Raw genomic sequence first — 21,392 nt, forward strand, 5'->3', positions numbered from 1 at the left:
CACGCCCGCGTGCCCCTCTAATGCGTTCGGTTTCAGGCACAAATGTTCGGTACTGAACAGCCCGCTGTCGGGCGAACATGAGAGCAGAATTATTGAAAATATTCGTAAACTTCTCATTATCAGTGTATTTAAAGTAGGGCGTGTCAGGCTTCGATTTGTATAAATCAGGTTTGGCACACCCTTTTTTAATTTAAAGTCATCTGTGCGATTGTACAGAGCCAAACTTTAAAATACTTATAGCCATGAAAATCTCTGTTGTTTCTATCCTATCCGGCGCCCTTGCGCTCACATTATCATTCACTTCTTTTGCTGCCGACAAAAAGAAAAGCAAAGAGGAAAAAGAGACTACCAAAGTGCTCAGCTTCGATGCTGCATTGTACAAAATCAGCGATACCAATAAAGTGAGGTTATCGGTTGACAAGAAAGAAAATGAAAGACTGCGCGTGGTGTTGAAAGACAAAGCCGGTAAAATCTATTACTCGGAAATGTTCAACGAACATGATACAAAATACCGCCGGGTATTCAATTTGGACGAAATGGGGGATGGGACTTACTATTTCGAGCTGTCCCAAAAAAAGGATAAATTGGTGAAGGAAGTAAGTATCGAGAGCACCAATTCAAAAATGATCTCACTGCAATAAATGCAGAAACCGTAGAAAATCCCGGCCTTTTACGAGGCCGGGATTTTTATGTCAATGTAATTCTTTTTCAGGATCCCAGAAGCATTTGTCCCAGTCTACAATCCGGTTGTTTTCCACTTTCACACCTTCGCTTTCCAGTCGTTCCTGCATTGTGGTAGGAGTTTCAAAAAGCTGGCTTGCGCTCAGTTCTCCGGCCTTATTTACGACACGGTGAGCAGGAATGCCTTGTGCGTGATAGCTACTGCCCATGGCCCAGCCTACTTGCCGCGCACCACGTTTCTGACCGAGGTAAGCCGCAATCGCTCCATAAGAGGTCGCACGGCCCGATGGGATTTGTCTTACGACATCATACACGTCGCTGAAAAAGTCATTTCCCTTTTTCATCTTCCCTTTTGCGCGCTTCTTGTCGTTCGTCGATTTCATCTGAAAGCTGGCGGTACCAATCTTCACCGTACGCGCGGATGAGCGGATCTTTTAGAAATTTGTAAACAGGCACTTTCAACTGCTGGCCGAGGCTGCAAGCGGGACTGCATATTTCCCAGCGATCATAGTTGAGTGCGTGGTACTGTTCGTATTTTGTGACCCGGATTGGATATAGATGGCAGGAAATCGGTTTTTTGTAAGCGATCTTGCCATCATTGTAAGCTTCCTCAATGGCGCATTTGAGAATGCCTTTCTGGTCGTAAATAGCGTAGGCACATTCGCGGCCGTTGATAATAGGCGTGACGTAGTCGCCATCCCAGTCCTTGGTCCAGGTGCCGCCGGTAGCAATCACGTTTTTACCCGCCTCTGTGAGGTAAGGTTCGACTTCCGGATAGATCTCATCTAAAATCGCGAGCTCCTCTTCGTCCAGCGGGGCGCCGGAATCTCCCTCCACGCAACATGCACCTTTGCATTTGTCCAAATTACAGACAAACTCCTTTTCTTCGATGTCGTCGCTAATGCACGTATTTTCAATGAGAATCATATCAGGTAATAACCTATTGCTGAGGTATTTTGAGTTTTTGTCCCACCATAACACTATTTCCGGACATATTGTTTAATCTTTTGATGTCTTCGATATTGGTTCGGTAATTTTGGGCAATGCGGAATAGTGTTTCACCGGGTGCCACAGTATGCGTTTGCACGCCTGACGGTTGGCTTTCGGATGTGGTTTCGCTCCCCTCTGCTCTTCTGACACGTAGCTTCTGGCCTGATTTCAGGCGATCAGAATCGGTCAGATTATTCAGTTCAAGCAATTCTTTGATGCTGATACTGTACGCTTTGGAAATGCTGTAATAGGTTTGTCCGCTTTGGACCGTATGAAACTCACTGCCCGGCGTGGCGGCGAGCCGTGTTTCTTCTTTGATCTCTTCCGGCGTTTTGAATGTCGAAGCCGGTGCCGGGCGATTGACTGCAACTTTGGTAGGCGCTGGGGCTGTTTCTTCCGAACGGGCAGTTTCCTCGCCGGATTTTGAAACAAGCAGTTTCTGACCCGAAACCAGGCGGCTTTGTGCCGAGCGGTTATTAATGGTCAGTAATTCGCGCAATGACAAGTTGTACTTATTGGCAATGCTGAAATAAGTCTCACCGGATTGCACTGTATGATAGCTGGCGGCAGCAGAAGTTGCAACGACTTTCTTCTCTTCGGCACTGCTCCAACTTGATGGATCGGTTTCTTTTTTTTCAGTTGCATCCGTTTGCACCGTACGCCCCTCACGTTCGGCACGCTGCCGGGCATATACCGACCCTGACGCTGCGGTGGATCGTGTGTCATTTGGCGTTATTACCTTGCTTGGCGTGTTGGATTTGGGTGCAAGTTTCTCCTCATCGCCCGGTTTAAATGCACTATTGGTATCATCTTGCGTGATGATTACGACCCGATCATTGGAATTGTTTGTAACAGGTGCCGACGGTTTGTAAAGGCCAGCGGCATCGGCGGTAGATTTCGCAGTGTTCGTTGCCGATGACGGTGTTATTGCCGGCTCAGTTTCCTTAGCTACATTACCATCGCTTTTTTCAACCAGTACCGGCGTATATTTTTTACGGCCAGATGAGTTGCTAGGAATGTTGTTGGTGGCCGCGGGGCTGGTCGTTGCCGAAGCCGGTGCTTTTTCAGGTATAACCGCAATAACTGAATCTTTCTTTGCCGGAGCGGTCGGTTGCGGCGGCGCAATGATCTCGATCGGCTGTTTACGAGGCCGCTTTTTGGTCAGGAAAAGTACCTGGCCTGTTTGGATCGGATAATTACGGCTGGTAGTTCTGTTGAATTTCAAAAGATTGACCAATCGGAGGCCATATTGCTGTGACACGCTCAACCAGGTATCTCCCGGGCGGGCTGTATGGAAGGGTGTCGCGGCTTTTTTGTTTTTGCGGGCCAGATAATACACTTGTCCCGGAACAAGCTGCATATCTGCAAGCAGGTCATTGTAGCGCATGAAACGAGGTGTACGCATACCAGCGGCTTTCGCCAGTGTTTTCGGCTGGTCGCCTGTGCGGGCTTCGATACCTGGCAGGCCGTTGATTTCGTAAAGTGTGGGTGAGTTGGGCTCGCTAAGCTGTTCCGCCGATTTTTTCAGGACTGGGAAGCCGGTATCTTCGTACACGGAAGCCACGGCAGTCTGACGCGGGGGCAATGAAAGCTTTTCCCTTACCGAAGCGACCTGGTCTACCGGCACCGGCAATGTGACGAGGTATTCGCGGTCGTTTGGTATTTTATCGTCGTTAAGCCATCTGTTATGGTTTTTCAACTCCGTTGCCGGAACTCCCAGCGACCTGGCGATGTCATCCAGCGATTGACCTTTACCATAATCAGACTCCATCAAAACATAGGCATTGGGCGATTTATATCGTTCGATACCAGATTCCAATGCGATTTTATGGGCAAAAAAGCGAAGCATGTAGCGGTCAGTTTTGCTTGTCAATGTCACTTCGCGTGCATATGCCCAACTTGCAGGAACAACTTTTTTTACACCGCCCGCACCCTGATAGTAGGAATACAATGTAGTTACCCAGTTATTGAACTGCTGGTTATTCTTTTTCAGATACCAGGCAGCCGCATGTGTTGAGGAACTGATATTTTTTCTTTCGTCCACGTCATTATCCACACGCAAATTTAATTCGCGCGCTGTTTCCGGTTTGAACTGCCAGTAACCTACCGCATTGGAACTAGAAACAACATCCGGACGGAAGGAGCTTTCCTGAACTGCAAGGTATTTGAAGTCTATCGGTACCTCTTCATCCATTAAAATCCCTTCCACAATCGGAAAATGGAGAACGGCGCGGTCCATTTTTTCTTCCCAGAACTTTTTATTGGACATCAGGCTTTTGACGTCTTCCTCGATAATATCCTGCGCGCTTCTGTCAAACTTGACGGTAATGCCGCCGAAGGACACGCTGGACGGAATTTCAGGTGCCTGCGCAAAAACGGAATTGCCGGTTAGCAGCAGGGCGATAACAAAAGAGATGATGTTGTTAAAGGAAGTTCTGGCCATATAAAAATAAATGCTCGCCTGACTATTGAGTACTATAATTTCTGAAGAATCATCAACCCATCGCGGATTGGGAGTAAGATATTGGAAACCCGTGGATCTTCATGAACCATCCGGTTGAAATCCAATAATGCCTGCGTGTCTTTGTCTGTCTTATTAAGTTGCTGGACGACTTTGCCACTCCACAGCACATTGTCGGCGATCAGAAAACCGCCTGGGCGCACTTTGTCAAGACAGAGGTTAAAATAAGAAGAATAATTGATTTTATCCGCATCGATGAACACGATGTCAAAGGTGTCCATCAGCGTTGGAATGATGTCCAATGCATTGCCAATGCGGTAATCGATCTGGTCTTTGAAAGTTGTCTGATCGAAAAAGCGTTGCGTGAAACTTTCGAGCTCTTCGTTTACATCAATGGTGATGAGCTTGCCGGTGGGCGTAAGGCCTTCACAAAGGCAAATGCCTGAATAGCCGGTGTAAGTGCCGATTTCCAGGATACGGTCCGGCCGGATCATCCTGGAAATCATGGAAAGAAACCTGCCCTGCACGTGTCCGGAGAGCATACGGGGATTGAGAATGTTGGCGTGGGTATCCCTGTTGAGGGATTTCAGCAATGCATTCTCTTCGTCCGTATGGGCCGCGGAATATTCTTCAATTTCCTCTACCAAAAACTTCATTCGAATATAATATGTGCTATTCCCGAAGCCAATGCCGCTCAGGCATTGGCTACAATGCGTTCCAGATAAGTGCCGTAACCGCTTTTTACCAGAGGCCGGGCGATTTCACGCAATTGTTCTGCATTAATAAAGCCCATACGGTATGCGATCTCCTCAATGCAGCCCACTTTTAAGCCTTGCCGTTCTTCGATAACCTGAACGAACTGACCGGCTTGCATGAGCGACTGAAAAGTACCGGTATCGAGCCAGGCGGTACCCCGGTTAAGGACGCCCACTTTGAGCTTTCCTCTTTCGAGGTAAACCCGGTTTACGTCAGTGATTTCAAGTTCTCCCCGTGGCGAGGGAGGGATTGTTTTGGCGATTTCCACAACATCGTTGTCGTAGAAGTATAAACCAGGCACAGCATAATTGGATTTAGGCTCAACCGGTTTTTCTTCGATGGAAATCACATTATTGGATTTATCAAATTCTACAACGCCGTAACGCTCGGGATCGTGTACCTGATACGCGAAGATCACGCCGCCTTCGGGGTCATTATTGGATTGGAGCAAGGTGGATAGGCCCGATCCGTAGAATATATTGTCGCCGAGGATCAATGCTACTTTGTCGTCACCGATGAATTCCTCGCCTATAATGAATGCTTGGGCAAGACCATCCGGGCTCGGTTGCACCGCATAGCTGAACTCGCAGCCGAGGCGGCTTCCGTCGCCAAGCAACTTTTCGAAATGCGGCAGGTCGTGGGGTGTAGAAATAATCAGGATCTCACGGATACCCGCCAGCATTAATATCGAGAGCGGGTAATATATCATCGGTTTGTCATAAACAGGCATGAGCTGCTTGCTGACTGCCAATGTAAGCGGATGTAATCTCGTACCGGAACCACCGGCCAGAATAATGCCTTTCATAAATGGAGTTTCAATTAATTTAAAAAATGATCAGGCTAACGATCCTGATACATTTCATCATAATATTTCTGATAATTGCCGGAGGTTACGTTGTTCAGCCAGTCCTGGTTAGCCAGGTACCAGTCAACCGTTCTTTCCAGGCCTTCGGCGAACTGTAATGAGGGTTTCCAGCCCAATTCTTCCGACAATTTGGTAGCATCAATCGCGTAACGCAGATCGTGTCCGGCGCGGTCGGTCACGTAGGTGATCAGTTGCGCATTTTCGCCTTCGCTGCGGCCAAGTTTACGATCCATAATGCTGCAGAGTAAATGCACGAGGTCGATATTCTTCCACTCGTTATGACCGCCAATGTTATAGGTATCGCCATTGATACCATTGTGGAAAATCACGTCAATCGCGATCGCGTGGTCTTCCACGAACAACCAGTCACGAATATTTTCGCCTTTTCCGTACACGGGAAGTGGTTTTTTCTGGATGATGTTGTGGATCATCAGGGGAATCAGCTTCTCCGGGAAGTGGTTTGGGCCGTAGTTATTCGAACAGTTCGAAATCACGACGGGTAATTTATAGGTATTGTGGTAGGCCCTTACAAAGTGATCGGATGACGCTTTCGAAGCCGAATACGGTGAACGCGGGTCATAACTGGTCGTTTCCAGAAAGAATGTGCCAGGATCGTGCAGTTCACCATACACTTCGTCGGTCGAAACATGGTAGAAGCGACGGTCGCTGAAATCGTCTTTCCATGCTTTCTTTGCAGCATTCAAAAGGTTTACTGTTCCAACGACATTCGTCATTACAAACGACATCGGATCAGAAATCGAACGATCCACGTGGCTTTCCGCCGCGAGATGGACAATGCCGTGGAAATCATTTTCGCCAATCAGCTTGTCTATGAAAGCAGCGTCTACGATATCCCCTTTTACAAATGTGTAGTTCGGTGCGTTCTCGACGTCGCGCAGGTTTTCTAGGTTACCTGCGTATGTAAGCGCGTCGAGATTATAAATATGATATTCCGGGTGAAAGTTGACAAACCGGCGCACAACATGTGAGCCTATGAAACCCGCTCCGCCCGTAATCAGGATTTTTTTCATTTTTCAGCTGTTAATTTTAGTTGCCAGTTCCATGCATCGCGTAGCGCTTCTGCCATGGTTTTCTCGGCACGCCATTTCATCACATTATTTACTTTATCGGACTGTGCATAAATCTGCTCAACGTCCCCTTCACGGCGCGGACCGATCGAATAGTTCAGTTTCACGCCGTTCACTTCCTCAAAAGTATTAATCAATTGCAGAACGGTATAACCTTCGCCCGTTCCTACATTAAATACATCATAATAGTTAGTATCCGTTTGCGATTCGAGGAGGTCGAGCGCTTTTACATGGGCTTTCGCGAGGTCCACCACATGGATAAAGTCGCGAATACAAGTGCCGTCGGGCGTGTTGTAATCGTTGCCGAAAACGGTAAGAGACTTACGGAGGCCCGCCGCCGTTTGCGTAATGAAAGGTACCAGGTTGCTGGGCACACCATTAGGTAATTCCCCGATGAGCGATGTTTCGTGCGCGCCGATCGGGTTGAAATAGCGGAGTGAGATCGCCTTCAAGTCAGGGCCTGAATGTACGTGGTCGCGGATAATGTCCTCGGCGATCGCCTTTGTATTACCATAAGGTGAATTGGCGGGAAGGCGCGGCGTGCTCTCGGTCACAGGCAGCTTTTCGGGCTGGCCATATACCGTACAGGATGAGGAAAATACAAATTTATCGACATTGAATTCCTTCGCGGCACGAAGCAGTACCAGAAGGGAGATCAGATTGTTTTCGTAATAATTTAGTGGCTTCTCAACCGACTCACCGACAGCCTTATACGCTGCGAAGTGGATCACGCCATCGAACTTTTCCTTTTCGAATAAAGCCCTCACTTTGTCGGCGTCATTGCAATCGATTTCGTAGAATGGAAATTCTTTGCCGGCAATTTTTTTGATTCCTTCTAAAACGTTGAGATTGGAGTTGTACAGGTTATCGATAATGACTGGTTCGAAGCCTGCATTGTGTAACTCTACAACGGTATGGGAACCGATAAAGCCGGCCCCTCCGGTAACGAGAATTTTCATGCGTTATATGCGTTTTTTTATAAAAATATGGTGGTATAGATGGTATTGAAGCGGCAAATTTTTCCGGGCAAAAGTAGAAAATTTGACGTCCATAAAAAAAAAATGTTTTTATTTATCCGTTGGTTGTAAAACGCAGATTTGAGGAAAATGAACCAGAAAGAAATCAAGGCACTGATATCCTTGCTTGATGATGAAGATCGTGAAGTAAGTCAGCATGTTGAAGGGAAGATATTGTCGTTGGGAGGAACCGTGATACCTTTTCTGGAGACTGAGTGGGAGGAAAGTTTCAACCCCATCGTGCAGCGTAAAATCGAGGAACTGATCCACGAGTTGCAGCTGAGTATAATGATCGAACGGTTACAAGCGTGGAAAAACGGAGGCGGGCTCGACCTGCTCGAAGGCATGTGGATCATCGCTACCTACCACTACCCCGATCTTTCGATGGAAAAGCTTAAAACGACCATCGAGCAGCTTTACTATGACATCTGGATACAATTCCAGGAGGAAATGAATGCAGTGGACCAGGTGAAGCGGATAAACAGCATCTTTTTTGGGGTGATGAACTTTGCGGCCAATACCAAAAACTTCCACTCGCCTACGAACTCGATGATCAATTCTGTGCTCGAAAGCCGGCGTGGGAATCCCATTACCTTATGTGTGATCTATCTTTTGATCGCGCGTAAGCTGGGAATGCCCGTATATGGCGTTAACCTGCCAAATCTTTTTGTATTGACCTACAAAAGCGATAAGACGCAATTCTACATTAATGTATTTAACCGCGGGATCATTTTTTCCAAAACGGATATCGATCATTACATCGCGCAGTTGAATATCAAATCCAAAGATATTTTCTATCAGCCTTGCACCAATCTTGAAATTGTGCAGCGCGTATTGCGTAACCTGATTCTTTCCTACGAAAAAACCAGCGAACAGGACAAGATCAGGGAAATCGAGAAAATACTGAAATCGACGCTCGACGATGCGCCGGAAAGTTGATGTCAGAGTGCGATAGCCAGGCAATGGCCGTCGAACCAGCGAACGTGAATATTGGAGGGTACAATAAGATCTTCGTCCGTAAGCTGCCCTCTGAGGATAATGTCGGGATTTGCGAAGGGACTGATAAAGATGGAGTCCCTGAAACTAATCTTTTTCTTTCCGTAAAGTTTATATAAAGCTTCTTTCGCGCACCAGTACATGCAAAGGCGGTCTATTTCGTCCTTCGCGTGATCGAACTCGGGTACGGAAAGGAATTTTTTGGAAGTGCGCTGCAATTTCGCGTCTGTTTTTTCCATGTCGATGCCAACTGCCGCTGTCGGATTAATGACCACAGCCACGAATTCGGCAGTATGGGTGATGGAAATGTGCGAATCGTTGTCGATCAGGAATGCCTTTCCGTGCTCGTCCTTGTGAATGCCTACGTAATTGATGCCAAACTGCTCGGCAAGCGTTTTGATCAGCATCCGGCTGGCGAGCCATTCGCGTTTTTTTTGCGGATGGGATATCTTGTCGAGCTCCTGCTGGTTGAAGCCATTACCCAGAGCGCTTTGGAGCTCTTCTTCGGTTTCCGTCAGTTTCCACAGCAGCAAGGTGCTGGTGTCTTCAATCTTTTCGGAATGAACGAGGGGCATGGGGAAAGATGTTTGCTACAAAACTAAAGAGATGAATATTCGCAAAGTAGATACTTTTTCCGGTCATAGGGACAGTGTTTATACAATTATTTCTGATAAAACCGGGCATGGCTTTTATTCCGCAGGAGCGGATGGCTTTGTAATCCAATGGGATCTGCAAAAGCCCGATTTGGGAAAGCTTGTGGCGCGTGCAGGGACGTCAGTCTATGCACTCGCATTACATGAAAGCAGCCAGTCAATGTGGATTGGACAGAATTTTGAAGGGATCCAGCTTTTAAATACACAGGACAACAAAATTGAGAAGACCTCCAAAATTACAAACTCGACCATTTTCGACATCCGTTTTGCTGCTGATAAGGCGCTCATCGCATTGGGAGACGGAGTGGTAGTGGTCATGGACATTCCTTCATTCGCTGTCCAGAGGCATATCAAGATTGCAGGAAAAAGCATTCGCAGTATTGCGGTGAATATAGAAACCAACGAATTCGCAACAGGCGATAGCGATTGTAACATCCATATCTTCGACCTCGATGGCTTTAAATTAAAAAAAACCATTCAAGCGCATACAAACTCTGTCTTTTCCGTTAAGTATTCACCGGACGGCAAATACCTCTTTACCACTGGCCGGGACGCGCATTTGAAAATATGGGACGTCAATGATGCATACGGCATCGTCGTCGACATTCCCGCGCACATGTACGCGATCAATGACGTTACATTCAGTCCCGATCGCTCCCTCTTCGCCACATGCAGTATGGACAAATCCATAAAGGTGTGGGACATGTCGACATTTAAGCTTAAAAAAATCATAGACCGCGCACGTCACGCAGGGCATGGAACGTCGGTCAATAAACTGCTTTGGACGGGCTTTGAGAATCAATTGATTTCTTGCAGTGACGACCGGATGATCTCGGTTTGGGAGGTCGCGTAGGTCAATACTTATAATATGGTAATGTTGGTAAATACTTTGAAAAATGAATCTTATATCTTTAACTTACACGACCGTTTTTAACTAGGTATCAAAGCATAGAATGCATCATGAAAATATCCGCTATAGAGATACGCAAGCACACTTTTGAAAAGATTTTCAGAGGTTATGACCCGGACGAAGTAGATGCTTTCCTGAACTCGTTGTCTCAGGAATGGGAGCGTTTTTCAAGCGAAAACAGCTTGCTGAAGATGCAGCTCGAATATGCGGAAAAGGAATTGGCGAAGTTGAAAGATATTGAATCAACCTTATTCAGAACGTTAAAAGCAGCCGAAGATACCAGTAAGTTAATTGAGAAAGAAGCCCACGAAGATGCGGAAAAAAGGATAGAGGAGTCGCGCAATACCGCCAATGACCTTGTGGCAGAAGCAGAGCAGCGGACGAACCAGATCATCAGGCAGACGGAAGAAAGACTATCGAAATTTAAAGAAGAATTTGCCAATGAAGTGAAGGTTCAGGAACGCGATTTCCGTGCCATCGAAAACTTCCGCGACAACCTGATCGTGCAGCTAAGTTCGTTGGCGAACAGTACATTGGAAACGGTTGAGCGATTCGAGCAGAAATACGACAAAGAGTCGGTCCTGAATAAAATGGAGGAGATCAAAAAGCATGTGGCTGAGATCGAAATTCCTAAGCGGCCGGTATTCCAGCAGCCGGTCCCAATTGAAATAGAGGAAAGCTCCGCCGAATCCGAAGCAACCGTTGTTTTGCAGGACGATAAGCCGGAAGTGGTATTCGAAGTGGCAGAGTCCCAGCCTGAACCGGAAGCAGTTTTTGAGGTGGATCCGGAATTACCGGAATTGGCTGAGGAGAAAGAAGAGGAGGTGCCTGCGGCCGTTGCTACGTCGCCAGTCGCAGCATTGCCGGAGCCGGAACCTGTGGCCGAGCCTGAGCCTGTCCGCGAGGAGTCTATCCGTTACAATAAACCAAGAGAAACGTCCAAAAGTGCCGCCGAGGAGGCCGAGGAAGTACTCGCAGAAATGCATAAGGTGGCAGAAAAGGCCAGGGATTCTTCGGCGGGTATCAACCGCGCGAGAGAAAACAGCCAGCCCAAAAAGACAGGCGGCTCATTTTTTGATCAAATCTAAGTTTCAATATTGGGAACCATTAGTCTCGAAGGACTCGAATTTTTTGCATACCACGGCTATTATCCCGAGGAACAGCGCATAGGCAATAAATACGCCTTGGACATTATCATCACCACAGACTTCTTCCGGGCAGCCCAGCACGACAAGCTGAGTGAAACAGTCAACTACGAAACCATTTACCAGCTCACAGCCAAGGTAATGAAAGAACCTGCCAAGCTGCTAGAACACATTGGTTTCAATGTAATAGAGAAAATACGCGAGCACTATCCCGCCGTGGAGAAGGTCACCGTGAAAGTATCGAAGTTCAATCCGCCCATAGGAGGAGTTTGCACCCGGGCGGTGATCACGATGGAAGGGTAGAGGCATATCGCCCTGGGCGGAGTTGAACGAAATGTCAGTCTGAGCGCAACGAATGTCAGCCTGAGCGAAGTCGAATGTCAGCCTGAGCGAAGTCGAAATGTCAGCCTGAGCGAAGTCGAAGGCAGTCCATACGGTAAAGCCGCATCGTGCATGCGCTTCGACTGCGCTCAGCGTGACAAGAGGTACGCTGAGCTTGATGGAAAATCGTGCATGCGCTTCGACTGCGCTCAGCGTGACAATAGGTACGCTGAGCTTGACGGAAACATCGTGCATGCGCTTCGACTGCGCTCAGCGTGACAGGAGGAGTTCAACTACATAACATTTCAATACTCATGTGGAAGCTCGATATTCACCGCCTCATGCCAGGGTAAACCATGCTGGTTGAGTAGATCCATGAAAGGATCGGGGTTCAATTCTTCTACGTTGTATACGCCCGGCTTCATCCATTCTTCGTTTGTTAGCATTAGCATTGCGCCGATCATCGCGGGAACGCCTGTGGTGTAACTCACGGCCTGTGCGCGCACTTCGCGATAGCATTCGGCGTGGTCGCAATTGTTCCAAACGTAATAGGTTTTTTCCTCACCATCTTTAATTCCTTTGATCTGGCAGCCGATGGATGTCTGGCCTGAATAGTTTTCACCCAGAGAATCAGGTGCTGGTAGGACGGCTTTCAGGAATTCCAGGGGCACGATGTCGATTCCGTTGAACTTGATGGGCTTGATGCTCGTCATACCTACATTTTCCAGCACATTCAAATGCGTGATGTAAGCCTGGCCGAAAGTCATCCAGAAACGTGCACGTTTCAGGGTCGGGAAGTTCTTTACCAGCGATTCGAGCTCTTCATGATAAAGCACGTAGCTTTCTTTCGGCCCGATGCCTGGGTATTCGATGGGTTTATGGATTGACATCGCTGGGATTTCGACCCATTCGCCGTTTTCCCAATAGCGACCCGGCTGGGTAATCTCGCGGATGTTGATTTCGGGGTTGAAGTTGGTCGCGAATGCTTTTCCGTGATCGCCTGCGTTGCAGTCGATAATGTCCAGGTAATGCATTTCATCGAACTGGTGCTTGGCAGCGAATGCGGTGAAAACCTGCGTCGCGCCTGGGTCGAAGCCGCAGCCGAGAACGGCCATTAAGCCCGCTTCCTTGAAACGCTCCTGGTAAGCCCATTGCCAGCTGTATTCGAATTTCGCCACGTCTTTTGGTTCGTAATTGGCGGTGTCCAGGTAGTGCACGCCGGTTTCCAGGCAAGCGTCCATGATCGTCAGATCCTGGTAAGGCAATGCCACGTTGATAAGCACTTGTGGTTGAAAACGCTTGATTAACAACACCGTTTCGGCCACGATATCAGCATCCACCTGTGCGGTCTGGATGGTCACACCATGCATTTCCTGGATTTCGGCGGCTATTTTATCGCATTTCGCCTTGGTGCGGCTGGCGAGCATGATCTCGGTGAAAACATTGCTGTTCAGTGCGCATTTGTGTGCCACTACGCTTCCGACACCTCCTGCGCCAATGATAAGAACCTTAGACATTTTGATTGTTTTAAATTTCCGGCAAAGATAGGACGACCGGTTAATTTATCAATTTAAATTTCCATTAACCAGCTTCATCACTTTGCCTTCGCCGTAATTCAGATAATACACTTCTCCCTTCAAATCCTGCCCAAACGACGAGATTGCGCCCTTGTTTTCCATGAGCAAAGTATTGCTTTTACGTGTGCTGCCGTCGAGTTCGAGCGCCCAGATTCGGCCGCTCACATAATCGCCGTAGATGTATTTGCCGGCGAGCTCCGGTAGGGAAGTGCCGTGGTACACATAACCGCCGGTAATGGAGCGATCGCCATTGCTTTGGCTGTAATCGTGTATCGGCTCGGTGAGGCCTTGCGCGTTGCAATTCGAATCGGGATTGAAGCAATCGATGCCTTCCTTAATGCGCCAGCCGTAGTTACCGCCTTTGGTGATAATATCGATTTCCTCGCGTTCGTCCTGGCCTACATCGCCAGCGAAAAGCCTGTCGCTATCCGTATCAAAACTAATGCGCCAGGGATTGCGGAGGCCATAGGCATAAATCTCAGCGACGTTTCCCGTCGTGCCTGTTGCGTACGGATTGTCTGCCGGGATGCTGTAATTGCCTTTTACGGTCCCGTTTACATCCACTCTCAGTATTTTACCCAAATAACTTTTCAAATTCTGCGCATTGTTCTGGGGATCGCCGCCGCTGCCGCCATCGCCGGTAGCGATGTACAAATAGCCATCCTTCCCAAATTGCATCGAGCCGCCATTGTGATTATCGTAAGGCTGATCAAAAGTAAAAAGTACCACCTCGCTAGCGGCATCGGCCTGGGTGGCGCTCGTGGCTTTGTATCGCGCAATGACCGTTTTCAGCGGCGAGCCGGCGGTGTAGTTGACAAAGAGATAACCATTGGTTTTGAAATCGGGATGGAATGCAAGTCCCAGCAAACCGCGTTCACCGCCGGACTGTACTTTGCTTTTTATGTCGAGAAATGTGCCGGTTGTAGAGACGTTTTCCGCATTTGCGAATACTTTGATAACACCGCCTTGTTCCACCAGATAAAACTGGCTGCTGTCGCCGGGCGCCTGTTTCAGTTCCACGGGCAATGTGAATGTCAGTGCCGGGAATATGGATTTGGAATCGATCTCCTTCTCCGCGATTTCGGGGTCGGTGGGAGTTTTTGGGTCGTCAGATTTGCAGGCAAAGGTTGCAATACCGAGGGCCAGGGGAACGAGTAACAGGTGAGCGAATGCTTTCATGAGCGTTGTAGTAGGTTTTTACAACAACGTCATGAAGACCTATTTGTTTTGGAATTGATTTTAAATCAGGTGTTTCCAGATCACATCGTGCACATCCACTGCTTCCAGCTCCGGCTTTTCGGCGGGTTGGTCGGTGATGATGATGGGGTAGTATTCTTTGGGAATGTTAATGCCGCCGTGCGAACCTTTTACCAATGTGGCATCCAGCGGGATGACGTCCATCAGATACCTGAATCCAAGTAATTTGCGGGCAAGTTTGTACCCTGCACGGAGTTTGATCAATGGATTTTTAGGATCCATGAACATTTCCACCGGATCGTAACCCGGCTTGCGGTGAATGTCCACTAAATGCGCGTAATCCGGCGCTTTGGCGTCGTCGAGCCAGTAGTAGTAGGTAAACCAGCTGTCGGGTTTGGCAACGACCACGATGTCACCCGAACGTTGGTGATCGATATGGTAGTCTTTCTGTGCTGCCTTGTCGAGCACGAGGTCGATACCCGGCGTTTTTTTCAAAACATCCATTACCCGGTCTTTAACAGAGGCATCATTTAGATAAACGTGTGCAATCTGATGATCGGAAACGGCAAATGCTTTGGAAACACCCGCATCCAGTAACTCGTACCAGCGTTCCACGCGGACCGAAATGAGCCCTTCATTACGCAAAATGCGGTTGATATGGATTGGATTATTGACCGGATTAATGCCGTATTCAGAAAGCAGGATAATTTTCGCATTCCGCGCTTCATAAAACTGGATCAGGTCTTTGACAACCTCGTCGATCTCATTGAGTTCCTTGCTGATTTTCGAAAAATCCGGCCCGAACTTTTGCAGGCAGTAATCCAGATGCGGCAGGTAAATGAGCGTCAACGTGGGGTTATGCCTTTTTTCCACCGACATCGAAGCGTCGGCGATCCAGCGGGTGGATTTAATATTGGCATTCGGCCCCCAGAAGTTGAAAAGCGGGAATTGACCGAGTTCGGCTTGCAGTTCGTCGCGCAGCTCTGGTGGGTAGGTGTAGCAATCGGGCGCTTTCACACCGTCGGCGTGGTATTGCGGGCGCGGCGTTACGGACCAATCTGCCGTGGAGTACATGTTGTACCACCAGAACATTTTGGAAACCGTGAAACTGGGGTCCGCCTTTCTTGCATTGTCCCAGATCTTATCGCCCTGCACGAGCTTGTTCGATTGCTTCCAGAACTTCACTTCCGAATCTTCCCTATCATACCAGCCATTGCCGACAATACCATTCTCAGCAGGCCATTTACCCGTAACATAGGTGCTTTGTGACGTGGTAGTAACGGCAGGAAGAACGGGCTTAATGGGCGTCAGATGCCTTTTTTTGACATATGCATCCAGAAATGGCGTATGTTCGCCAATCAGGTTGGCGCTCAACCCGACGATATCGATCACTACAGTTTTATTCATAATTCAATACTTTCTTCACCCATTCGAGCTCGCGAACGATGGATTCGCCGATGGGTTTCTGCATATCCTCCGGCAGTACGCCCCAGGTGTAAGTTTCTACTTCCAAATAGGCCGAGAACGGTGTTTCTTTCTGCAATGCCAATGTTTGAACAATGTCTCCCTGCGTCGAATCCAGCACGCCGTAAGTATTCACAAACAGCGGAACATGAAAATGCACGCGCCATTCCTCATGGCTCTCGTTCCAATCGTTTAATGCTTCTTTCAAATCGGGATAATGCGTGAAAAGACCGTCGTTATGACGGGCCACTACCTGATGCAGATAGACAGGCTCGTCGAACATTTCGATGGCCTTGCGTTTGATCTCGCGGTCATTGCTATACTGCACTTTCAAAGCAGAGCTCACCTGAATGCGGCCGACTTTAATGCCATATTCATTCAAGGAATCAAGAATATCTTCGGGTTTTTCGAAACCAACTGCGGCGTGACAAATGTCGTAGCACAGTTGAATGTGTTTCAAAATCGTCGTCTGCGCCTCGTTTGCATCCATTCCGTACTTTTCGAGCAGGTAAATAGTGCCTTTTGGAAGCAGGATATTGGTGTACCAGGTCACGAAATCGTCGGTATTGTCGAGTAACCCGTCCGGTTCCGGCTCAATGTCAAGGTGCAGGAACTTGCCGGTTTCTTTTTCAATGCGGATCAGTTCGTCGAGCAGTTCGAGTATGTGATCCGTGGCTTGTTCCGTGGCTTGTTGCTTGTCGGCTTCCGTTTTCCACCACAGGCGGTAGGAAAGCGGAGGTGTAGAAACGCCTCCATGCATTTCAGCGGGCAGCAATGCAGCCAGGATGTTGAAAAGGCGTTTGGTATAGGCCAGCCGGTCGGTCGTCGTCCAGTCGGGCGTGTGTACATCGTCCTTGACGCGGGTGTTGTGAAAGCCGCCGTAAGGAAAGCCATTAATCACAAACACATACACATTTTGCTCAGCCAGCCAGGTTTTGAATTCGGCCAGCACTTCCGGCTTACTCAGCTCGATGGAGGCTTCATTCGCGACGCGCAGGCCCAGCCCAAACGGCTGACCAGGCGCTAGTTGCTGACGGATGTAAGGAATGCTTTCTCGCAGCGAGCGAAAATGGTCCTCCCATTTTTCGCCGGGATGAATGTTGCTGCAATAGGTAAGGTGTCCGTGCGGCGTGATCATGCGGGGATGTTTTTTGAACTTTCGAGGTAATCCACCGACTGTGCGATGATGTCGGCGTCCAGTTCATGCACTTCCACTCCTTTACCGATTTTTTCCAGCAGCATAATGGTCAGCCTGCCGCCCAGATGCTCGCGGAATTCCTGCAAGCCGTTGCGGAGGTTGATTTTATCGTTTTCAGCCAGTTTGGAATGGTAAAGTTCAAAACCGACTTTGGTCAGCACGTCAATAATGCGCTGCACATCATTTTCGGCCAGCATTCCTATTTTATTGGCATACACACAGTCCAATGCAATACCTATTGCGACCGCTTCGCCGTGACGGACCTGAAAACCGGTCAGATATTCTAGCTTATGCGCTGCCCAGTGACCAAAATCGAGCGGGCGCGACGATCCGAATTCGAATGGGTCGCCGCCGGCAATGTGGTCGGTATGCATTTCGGCGCAACGGTGGATGAGGTAAGCCATGGCATCTTCATCGCGGTTGGCGAGTGCTGTTGCATGTTCTTCGATCCATTCAAAAAACGTAACATCCTTGATTAACGCCACTTTAACGGCTTCGGCAATACCTCCCCGCCAGTCACGGTCGTCGAGCGTGCGCAGGAAAGTAAGGTCATTGAAAACAGCTACCGGCGGTGCAAATGTGCCGAGGAAGTTCTTTTTACCATGAAAGTTAATGCTGTTTTTAACACCGACTCCCGAATCGTTCTGAGCCAGCACGGTGGTCGGAATGCGGATCAGCTTAATGCCCCGGTGCGAAACCGCGGCTGCATAACCCACCAGGTCGAGCACCGCGCCACCACCGATGCCAATCACGAACGAATGGCGGTCGATCCCGAATTTGTCGACTGCCTCTACGAGCTTATCGAATTGGGCAGGATCATTCTTACATGCTTCTCCGCCCGGCACCGTCACGATTTCCGGCGAGAGCTGAATGTGCGGCACATTCTGTGCGAAATAGGTGCGGATGTTGTTTTTCAAATCCGGCTGTGTCTGTTCAAACCCCTCATCCACGATCACGAGCGCTTTACGTTGAAAGCCCTGTTCGGTATATTCTTGAAAAAAATCTTTCAGTAACGGGTTTTGGGCACTAAATAGGTTTTGGGTGAAAAATACAGCATAGTTGTATTCCACCTGGAAACGTTGTTTTATAGTTTGCATTGAATTCGGCATTGAACAAGCAAAAGTGGGTATTTAATATAAAGACTAAAATTAACAGGTTTTCCCCGTTCCATCATATTCGAATTTCCATCCTCCCATTCCTCCATCATCCTTTCTGCTCCCTAAGTAACCGCAAAAGCCTTAGCCAAATACATCGACAAAGGCAATAATGCCAGCACCGCCAGCGCAATCGGCAACAACCCGAAAGCCGCGCACCAGGAAGCGTTCATCACGATAAGGGAGATGACCCCGGCCTTCACAGCCTTTCCAATGAGCGGCCCGATTGGATTCTGGATCGCGTTCCAAAGCGGACGGAATATGAACCAGGCATGAAGCAATACAAATGGTAATGTAAAAAGCAAGTTGGCTTTTTGCTGGGCAATCGTCAACTGCGCTGCCAGGACGGCCAGGTAGAGAAATGCTGCAATGTACAGCGTGCGTTGCTTTCCGCCATGAACTTCATCCTGGCTGATCAGTGTAATAGCACCAATGTACATGATCGGGAAAATGGCAATGAATGCCCAGCTTTGAAATGATTCGGGCAATACGCTCATGCCGAGGATCAGGTTGCCGCCGCGGCACATCCCCATGACCAGCGGTCCAAAGAAGACGTGATGTTTGGCAAAACGGTTGTACAAAATGGTCAGCATGGCCACCACGACGGCAATCAGTCCGCTTTGCATGCTGAATGCACCGGCAGCGATAATGCCTAAAAGTAGTAACGAAATGCCCATAGTCGCGGCCGATGCCAGTGGGACTCTTCCACTCGGAATAGGCCGTTCGGGACGCTCTACGCTGTCGAGTTTGGCATCGAAAACATCGTTCATAACCACGCCGCCGCCGTAAAGACCAAGGGTGGAAAGTACGAGTAATGCGGGCGAGAAATCGGAGAATGTAAACTGCGCGATCGCCATACCGGCCAGGATATCCGCAATGGCGGTAACCAGGTTGGCAGGACGGGTTAGCTGCAAATAGGGTTTGAGACTGCTCACTTTAATTGATCACTAAAAAGTCCTTCACCGGAGCAGGCTGCTGGCCACCTCTCAAAATGCTGTTACCATGGAATTTCGCCGTTTGGTCCACCGCATAACCCGATTCGAAATCCGTCACGTCTATCTGCCCGCTTTTGCCAAATGCGTCGATCGCATTCTGGTAAGTGACGAGCCGGATGGTTTCATCGGAAATGCCGCGCATCTTCATTAATGCAGCCGTTTTGGGGATTGCCAGAGGATCTGAAATGCCCCAGTCGGCCGCTGAGTTGATCATAATGCGCTCGGGCCCGTATTGTTCCACCACTTTCACCATTCTTTCATTACCCATTTTGGTAAACGGATAGATCGTGAACGCGGCATAAAAACCCTGGTCGAGCACGCTTTTCACTGTTTCTTCATTGTTATGGTCCACAATCACCCACGAAGGGTCAATGCCGTGTTCCAACGCAATGGCCATGCTGCGCTCGGTGCCTTTCTTCTTGTCGCGGTGCGGCGTGTGGATCTGAACCGGCAACTTGGCTTGTTTGGCCAGTTCCAATTGCAGGCGGTAGTATTTTTCTTCGGCGGGCGTCTGGTCGTCAAAGCCGATTTCGCCGACGCCTACTACGCCCTCTTTATAGATGTACAATGGCAGGATTTCCATCACCTGCTCCGCCAGCGGTTCGTTGTTCGCTTCGCGGGAGTTGAGGCCCATCGTGCAGTAGTGCTTAATGCCAAATTGTGAAGACCGGAACCTTTCCCATCCCACCAGACTGCTGTAATAGTCTTTAAACGAAGATAAGCCGGTCCGCGGTTGACCCACCCAAAATGCGGGCTCGATCAAAGCCACAATGCCAGCCTGGTTCATTGCCTGGTAATCGTCCGTTGTGCGGGAAACCATGTGGATATGCGGATCAAAAAAGCGCATGCCTTTGATCAGATCCTTGTAATCGTTCCAGGCAATGTCGCGGTGCGCGAGAGCCTGGCTTATTTCTTCGCTATCTTCAAAATGCGAAGGGTTCGGGGCGGTATCGTTATGATTGAGGCACATGATGTCAGTTTTCGAGATCGGCCCAGGTGAGTGCGCCGGTTTTGACGGATTTTTCTAACTCGGTATATTTTGCCAACAGGTAATTAGCCGATGGGAATGCAGATTCTGCGCAGGCAAGCGCGGCCGCTTTCCGGTCGTCCTCCTGCTCTGAATCGAACAAATGCTGCATATCCGCCAATAATGCCTGGTTCAAGAACTTGCCAACTAACCGCCACACCTGTGCAGGCACGCTTCGACTGGCTGCCCAGCGCTCGTGAGCGAAGTCGGAAAGCGTAACAGCCAGCTTTTCATTCGAGCGGTTATCCAGCCCTTCGATGAAATGGATCGGCTTGTCATTGAAGATCGTTTTGAGCACCAACTGATTCCAGGCCAGCTCGCTGAAATACTTTTCAGGGTAAGGATTATGCAAAGCAATGGCATCAAATACAAACCCCATATTGGAACGCACAGCATCTGTAGCGCGAAAAAGCCATCGATCGGGGTAGGAGAGCACCGGTAATGCGGAATAAAGTGCCACCAGCTCATTCATTTCCGCCGTATCGAATAGCGTTTCGATGTTTTTGACATATTCTTCCTGATCGGATGGATCCAGCTGGGTGAGCAGCCAAACGCGGCTCAGCCGCACCAGCGACCAGCCATCAACCGAGAAACCCCGAATTTCAGGCTTGAGCGAGGCCTTTTCGGCGTCGGAGGTGTCAATGATTTTTTTGGTCAGAAACCTAGGTGCTGCCACGAAGGCCGTCATGAGGTCGATGGGCGTGGAAGATGCTTTCTGCTGCAACCATTGTGCCTCGTCTGCACTGGTGTGCGAGGTGATGATCTTCCAAATTTTTTGTTTAATGATATCGGACATGTTTGTTCTCTGTGATCCGATTTACCTGTCGTCGTGCTCCGGGTGTCGCCACTTGGGCCAAGTCTGTAAATCTATCTGGGTGCTCTGTTATCGTAATAATGC

Annotated in this window: 20 protein-coding genes and 2 pseudogenes; 6 read left to right on the forward strand and 16 right to left on the reverse strand. The window is 48.8% G+C overall.

Features of this window, described 5'->3' with window-relative positions; translation table 11 throughout:
- The first annotated feature begins 242 nt into the window (after positions 1-242).
- Positions 243-641, forward strand: a complete 399-nt coding sequence (locus LZD49_RS30410) for a hypothetical protein (RefSeq protein WP_234671824.1) — start codon at positions 243-245, stop codon at positions 639-641.
- Between the two features lie 51 nt (positions 642-692).
- Here LZD49_RS30410 and LZD49_RS30415 read toward each other — a convergent pair whose 3' ends face one another.
- Genes LZD49_RS30415 through galE form a run of 7 tightly spaced genes read right to left on the reverse strand, consistent with a single transcriptional unit; the run spans position 693 to position 7,800 of the window.
- The gene (locus tag LZD49_RS30415) at positions 693-1,025 is read right to left on the reverse strand and encodes an MGMT family protein (RefSeq protein WP_234671825.1); all 333 of its coding nucleotides are present in this window, start codon (positions 1,023-1,025) and stop codon (positions 693-695) included.
- Positions 1,009-1,608 carry a DUF3109 family protein gene (locus LZD49_RS30420; protein WP_234671827.1) on the reverse strand — a complete coding sequence of 200 codons (600 nt, stop codon included), beginning with the start codon at positions 1,606-1,608 and terminating at the stop codon, positions 1,009-1,011. The genes LZD49_RS30415 and LZD49_RS30420 overlap by 17 nt, the downstream gene beginning before the upstream one ends.
- Before the next feature lie 13 nt (positions 1,609-1,621).
- Positions 1,622-4,114 (reverse strand): LysM peptidoglycan-binding domain-containing protein, encoded by a 2,493-nt coding sequence (locus LZD49_RS30425; RefSeq protein ID WP_234671829.1) that lies wholly within the window; start codon positions 4,112-4,114, stop codon positions 1,622-1,624.
- A gap of 32 nt (positions 4,115-4,146) precedes the next feature.
- Positions 4,147-4,788, reverse strand: a complete 642-nt coding sequence (locus LZD49_RS30430) for an O-methyltransferase (protein ID WP_234671831.1) — start codon at positions 4,786-4,788, stop codon at positions 4,147-4,149.
- A gap of 38 nt (positions 4,789-4,826) precedes the next feature.
- Positions 4,827-5,693 carry a glucose-1-phosphate thymidylyltransferase RfbA gene (gene rfbA, locus LZD49_RS30435; protein ID WP_234671832.1) on the reverse strand — a complete coding sequence of 289 codons (867 nt, stop codon included), beginning with the start codon at positions 5,691-5,693 and terminating at the stop codon, positions 4,827-4,829.
- A gap of 35 nt (positions 5,694-5,728) precedes the next feature.
- Positions 5,729-6,784, reverse strand: coding sequence for a dTDP-glucose 4,6-dehydratase (rfbB, locus tag LZD49_RS30440; protein ID WP_234671833.1), 1,056 nt, complete (start codon positions 6,782-6,784; stop codon positions 5,729-5,731).
- Positions 6,781-7,800, reverse strand: coding sequence for a UDP-glucose 4-epimerase GalE (galE, locus tag LZD49_RS30445; RefSeq protein WP_234671834.1), 1,020 nt, complete (start codon positions 7,798-7,800; stop codon positions 6,781-6,783). The genes rfbB and galE overlap by 4 nt, the downstream gene beginning before the upstream one ends.
- A gap of 147 nt (positions 7,801-7,947) precedes the next feature.
- Here galE and LZD49_RS30450 point away from each other — a divergent pair, with 147 nt between their 5' ends.
- Positions 7,948-8,796, forward strand: coding sequence for a transglutaminase-like domain-containing protein (locus tag LZD49_RS30450; protein ID WP_234671835.1), 849 nt, complete (start codon positions 7,948-7,950; stop codon positions 8,794-8,796).
- A gap of 2 nt (positions 8,797-8,798) precedes the next feature.
- Here LZD49_RS30450 and LZD49_RS30455 read toward each other — a convergent pair whose 3' ends face one another.
- A complete protein-coding gene (locus LZD49_RS30455; RefSeq protein ID WP_234671836.1) occupies positions 8,799-9,428 on the reverse strand; it encodes a 4'-phosphopantetheinyl transferase superfamily protein in 630 nt (209 codons plus the stop codon).
- 31 nt (positions 9,429-9,459) lie between these two features.
- Here LZD49_RS30455 and LZD49_RS30460 point away from each other — a divergent pair, with 31 nt between their 5' ends.
- The 3 genes from LZD49_RS30460 to folB all read left to right on the forward strand — a co-directional run bounded on the left by LZD49_RS30460 (position 9,460) and on the right by folB (position 11,864).
- Positions 9,460-10,359: a WD40 repeat domain-containing protein gene (locus tag LZD49_RS30460; protein ID WP_234671837.1), complete on the forward strand. Its 900-nt coding sequence runs from the start codon at positions 9,460-9,462 to the stop codon at positions 10,357-10,359.
- A gap of 107 nt (positions 10,360-10,466) precedes the next feature.
- The gene (locus tag LZD49_RS30465; RefSeq protein WP_234671838.1) at positions 10,467-11,504 is read left to right on the forward strand and encodes a DivIVA domain-containing protein; all 1,038 of its coding nucleotides are present in this window, start codon (positions 10,467-10,469) and stop codon (positions 11,502-11,504) included.
- Between the two features lie 9 nt (positions 11,505-11,513).
- Positions 11,514-11,864 carry a dihydroneopterin aldolase gene (gene folB, locus LZD49_RS30470; protein ID WP_234671839.1) on the forward strand — a complete coding sequence of 117 codons (351 nt, stop codon included), beginning with the start codon at positions 11,514-11,516 and terminating at the stop codon, positions 11,862-11,864.
- A gap of 323 nt (positions 11,865-12,187) precedes the next feature.
- Here folB and LZD49_RS30475 read toward each other — a convergent pair whose 3' ends face one another.
- Both LZD49_RS30475 and LZD49_RS30480 read right to left on the reverse strand, forming a co-directional pair.
- Positions 12,188-13,444, reverse strand: a complete 1,257-nt coding sequence (locus tag LZD49_RS30475) for a saccharopine dehydrogenase family protein (RefSeq protein ID WP_310590514.1) — start codon at positions 13,442-13,444, stop codon at positions 12,188-12,190.
- Between the two features lie 3 nt (positions 13,445-13,447).
- Positions 13,448-14,638: a sorbosone dehydrogenase family protein gene (locus tag LZD49_RS30480; protein WP_234671842.1), complete on the reverse strand. Its 1,191-nt coding sequence runs from the start codon at positions 14,636-14,638 to the stop codon at positions 13,448-13,450.
- Between the two features lie 332 nt (positions 14,639-14,970).
- On the opposite strand from LZD49_RS30480, the pseudogene LZD49_RS36170 reads away from it, so the two are divergent.
- A pseudogene (locus tag LZD49_RS36170) lies at positions 14,971-15,036 on the forward strand (hypothetical protein); the annotation flags it as partial.
- On the opposite strand, the pseudogene LZD49_RS30485 reads toward LZD49_RS36170, so the two are convergent.
- The 6 genes and pseudogenes from LZD49_RS30485 to LZD49_RS30510 form a co-directional block, all read right to left on the reverse strand.
- Positions 15,014-16,063, reverse strand: a pseudogene (locus LZD49_RS30485) (alkaline phosphatase family protein); the annotation flags it as partial. The pseudogenes LZD49_RS36170 and LZD49_RS30485 overlap by 23 nt on opposite strands.
- Entirely contained in the window at positions 16,056-17,258 is a 1,203-nt protein-coding gene (eboE, locus tag LZD49_RS30490; protein ID WP_234671846.1) for a metabolite traffic protein EboE, read from the reverse strand. The gene eboE and the pseudogene LZD49_RS30485, both read right to left, overlap by 8 nt.
- Entirely contained in the window at positions 17,255-18,415 is a 1,161-nt protein-coding gene (locus LZD49_RS30495) for a 3-dehydroquinate synthase (protein ID WP_234671847.1), read from the reverse strand. The genes eboE and LZD49_RS30495 overlap by 4 nt, the downstream gene beginning before the upstream one ends.
- 122 nt (positions 18,416-18,537) lie before the next feature.
- A complete protein-coding gene (gene eboC / locus LZD49_RS30500) occupies positions 18,538-19,407 on the reverse strand; it encodes a UbiA-like protein EboC (protein ID WP_234671848.1) in 870 nt (289 codons plus the stop codon).
- A gap of 1 nt (position 19,408) precedes the next feature.
- On the reverse strand, positions 19,409-20,437 hold the full coding sequence (locus LZD49_RS30505; protein WP_234671849.1) for a TatD family hydrolase: 1,029 nt from the start codon (positions 20,435-20,437) through the stop codon (positions 19,409-19,411).
- Positions 20,438-20,441: 4 nt separating this feature from the next.
- Positions 20,442-21,290, reverse strand: coding sequence for an EboA domain-containing protein (locus LZD49_RS30510; protein ID WP_234671850.1), 849 nt, complete (start codon positions 21,288-21,290; stop codon positions 20,442-20,444).
- Between the last annotated feature and the right edge of the window lie 102 nt (positions 21,291-21,392).

The organism is Dyadobacter sp. CY261, from assembly GCF_021440085.1.
In the GTDB taxonomy this organism is placed as follows: domain Bacteria; phylum Bacteroidota; class Bacteroidia; order Cytophagales; family Spirosomataceae; genus Dyadobacter.

What these genes read in the sequence shown, in the direction of transcription:
- LZD49_RS30410 (WP_234671824.1), top strand. Translation starts at nt 243, where the DNA reads ATGAAAATCTCTGTTGTTTCTATCCTATCCGGCGCCCTTGCGCTCACA.
- LZD49_RS30415 (WP_234671825.1), bottom strand. Translation starts at nt 1,025, where the DNA reads ATGAAAAAGGGAAATGACTTTTTCAGCGACGTGTATGATGTCGTAAGA.
- LZD49_RS30420 (WP_234671827.1), bottom strand. Translation starts at nt 1,608, where the DNA reads ATGATTCTCATTGAAAATACGTGCATTAGCGACGACATCGAAGAAAAG.
- LZD49_RS30425 (WP_234671829.1), bottom strand. Translation starts at nt 4,114, where the DNA reads ATGGCCAGAACTTCCTTTAACAACATCATCTCTTTTGTTATCGCCCTG.
- LZD49_RS30430 (WP_234671831.1), bottom strand. Translation starts at nt 4,788, where the DNA reads ATGAAGTTTTTGGTAGAGGAAATTGAAGAATATTCCGCGGCCCATACG.
- rfbA (WP_234671832.1), bottom strand. Translation starts at nt 5,693, where the DNA reads ATGAAAGGCATTATTCTGGCCGGTGGTTCCGGTACGAGATTACATCCG.
- rfbB (WP_234671833.1), bottom strand. Translation starts at nt 6,784, where the DNA reads ATGAAAAAAATCCTGATTACGGGCGGAGCGGGTTTCATAGGCTCACAT.
- galE (WP_234671834.1), bottom strand. Translation starts at nt 7,800, where the DNA reads ATGAAAATTCTCGTTACCGGAGGGGCCGGCTTTATCGGTTCCCATACC.
- LZD49_RS30450 (WP_234671835.1), top strand. Translation starts at nt 7,948, where the DNA reads ATGAACCAGAAAGAAATCAAGGCACTGATATCCTTGCTTGATGATGAA.
- LZD49_RS30455 (WP_234671836.1), bottom strand. Translation starts at nt 9,428, where the DNA reads ATGCCCCTCGTTCATTCCGAAAAGATTGAAGACACCAGCACCTTGCTG.
- LZD49_RS30460 (WP_234671837.1), top strand. Translation starts at nt 9,460, where the DNA reads ATGAATATTCGCAAAGTAGATACTTTTTCCGGTCATAGGGACAGTGTT.
- LZD49_RS30465 (WP_234671838.1), top strand. Translation starts at nt 10,467, where the DNA reads ATGAAAATATCCGCTATAGAGATACGCAAGCACACTTTTGAAAAGATT.
- LZD49_RS30480 (WP_234671842.1), bottom strand. Translation starts at nt 14,638, where the DNA reads ATGAAAGCATTCGCTCACCTGTTACTCGTTCCCCTGGCCCTCGGTATT.
- eboE (WP_234671846.1), bottom strand. Translation starts at nt 17,258, where the DNA reads ATGATCACGCCGCACGGACACCTTACCTATTGCAGCAACATTCATCCC.
- LZD49_RS30495 (WP_234671847.1), bottom strand. Translation starts at nt 18,415, where the DNA reads ATGCAAACTATAAAACAACGTTTCCAGGTGGAATACAACTATGCTGTA.
- LZD49_RS30505 (WP_234671849.1), bottom strand. Translation starts at nt 20,437, where the DNA reads ATGTGCCTCAATCATAACGATACCGCCCCGAACCCTTCGCATTTTGAA.
- LZD49_RS30510 (WP_234671850.1), bottom strand. Translation starts at nt 21,290, where the DNA reads ATGTCCGATATCATTAAACAAAAAATTTGGAAGATCATCACCTCGCAC.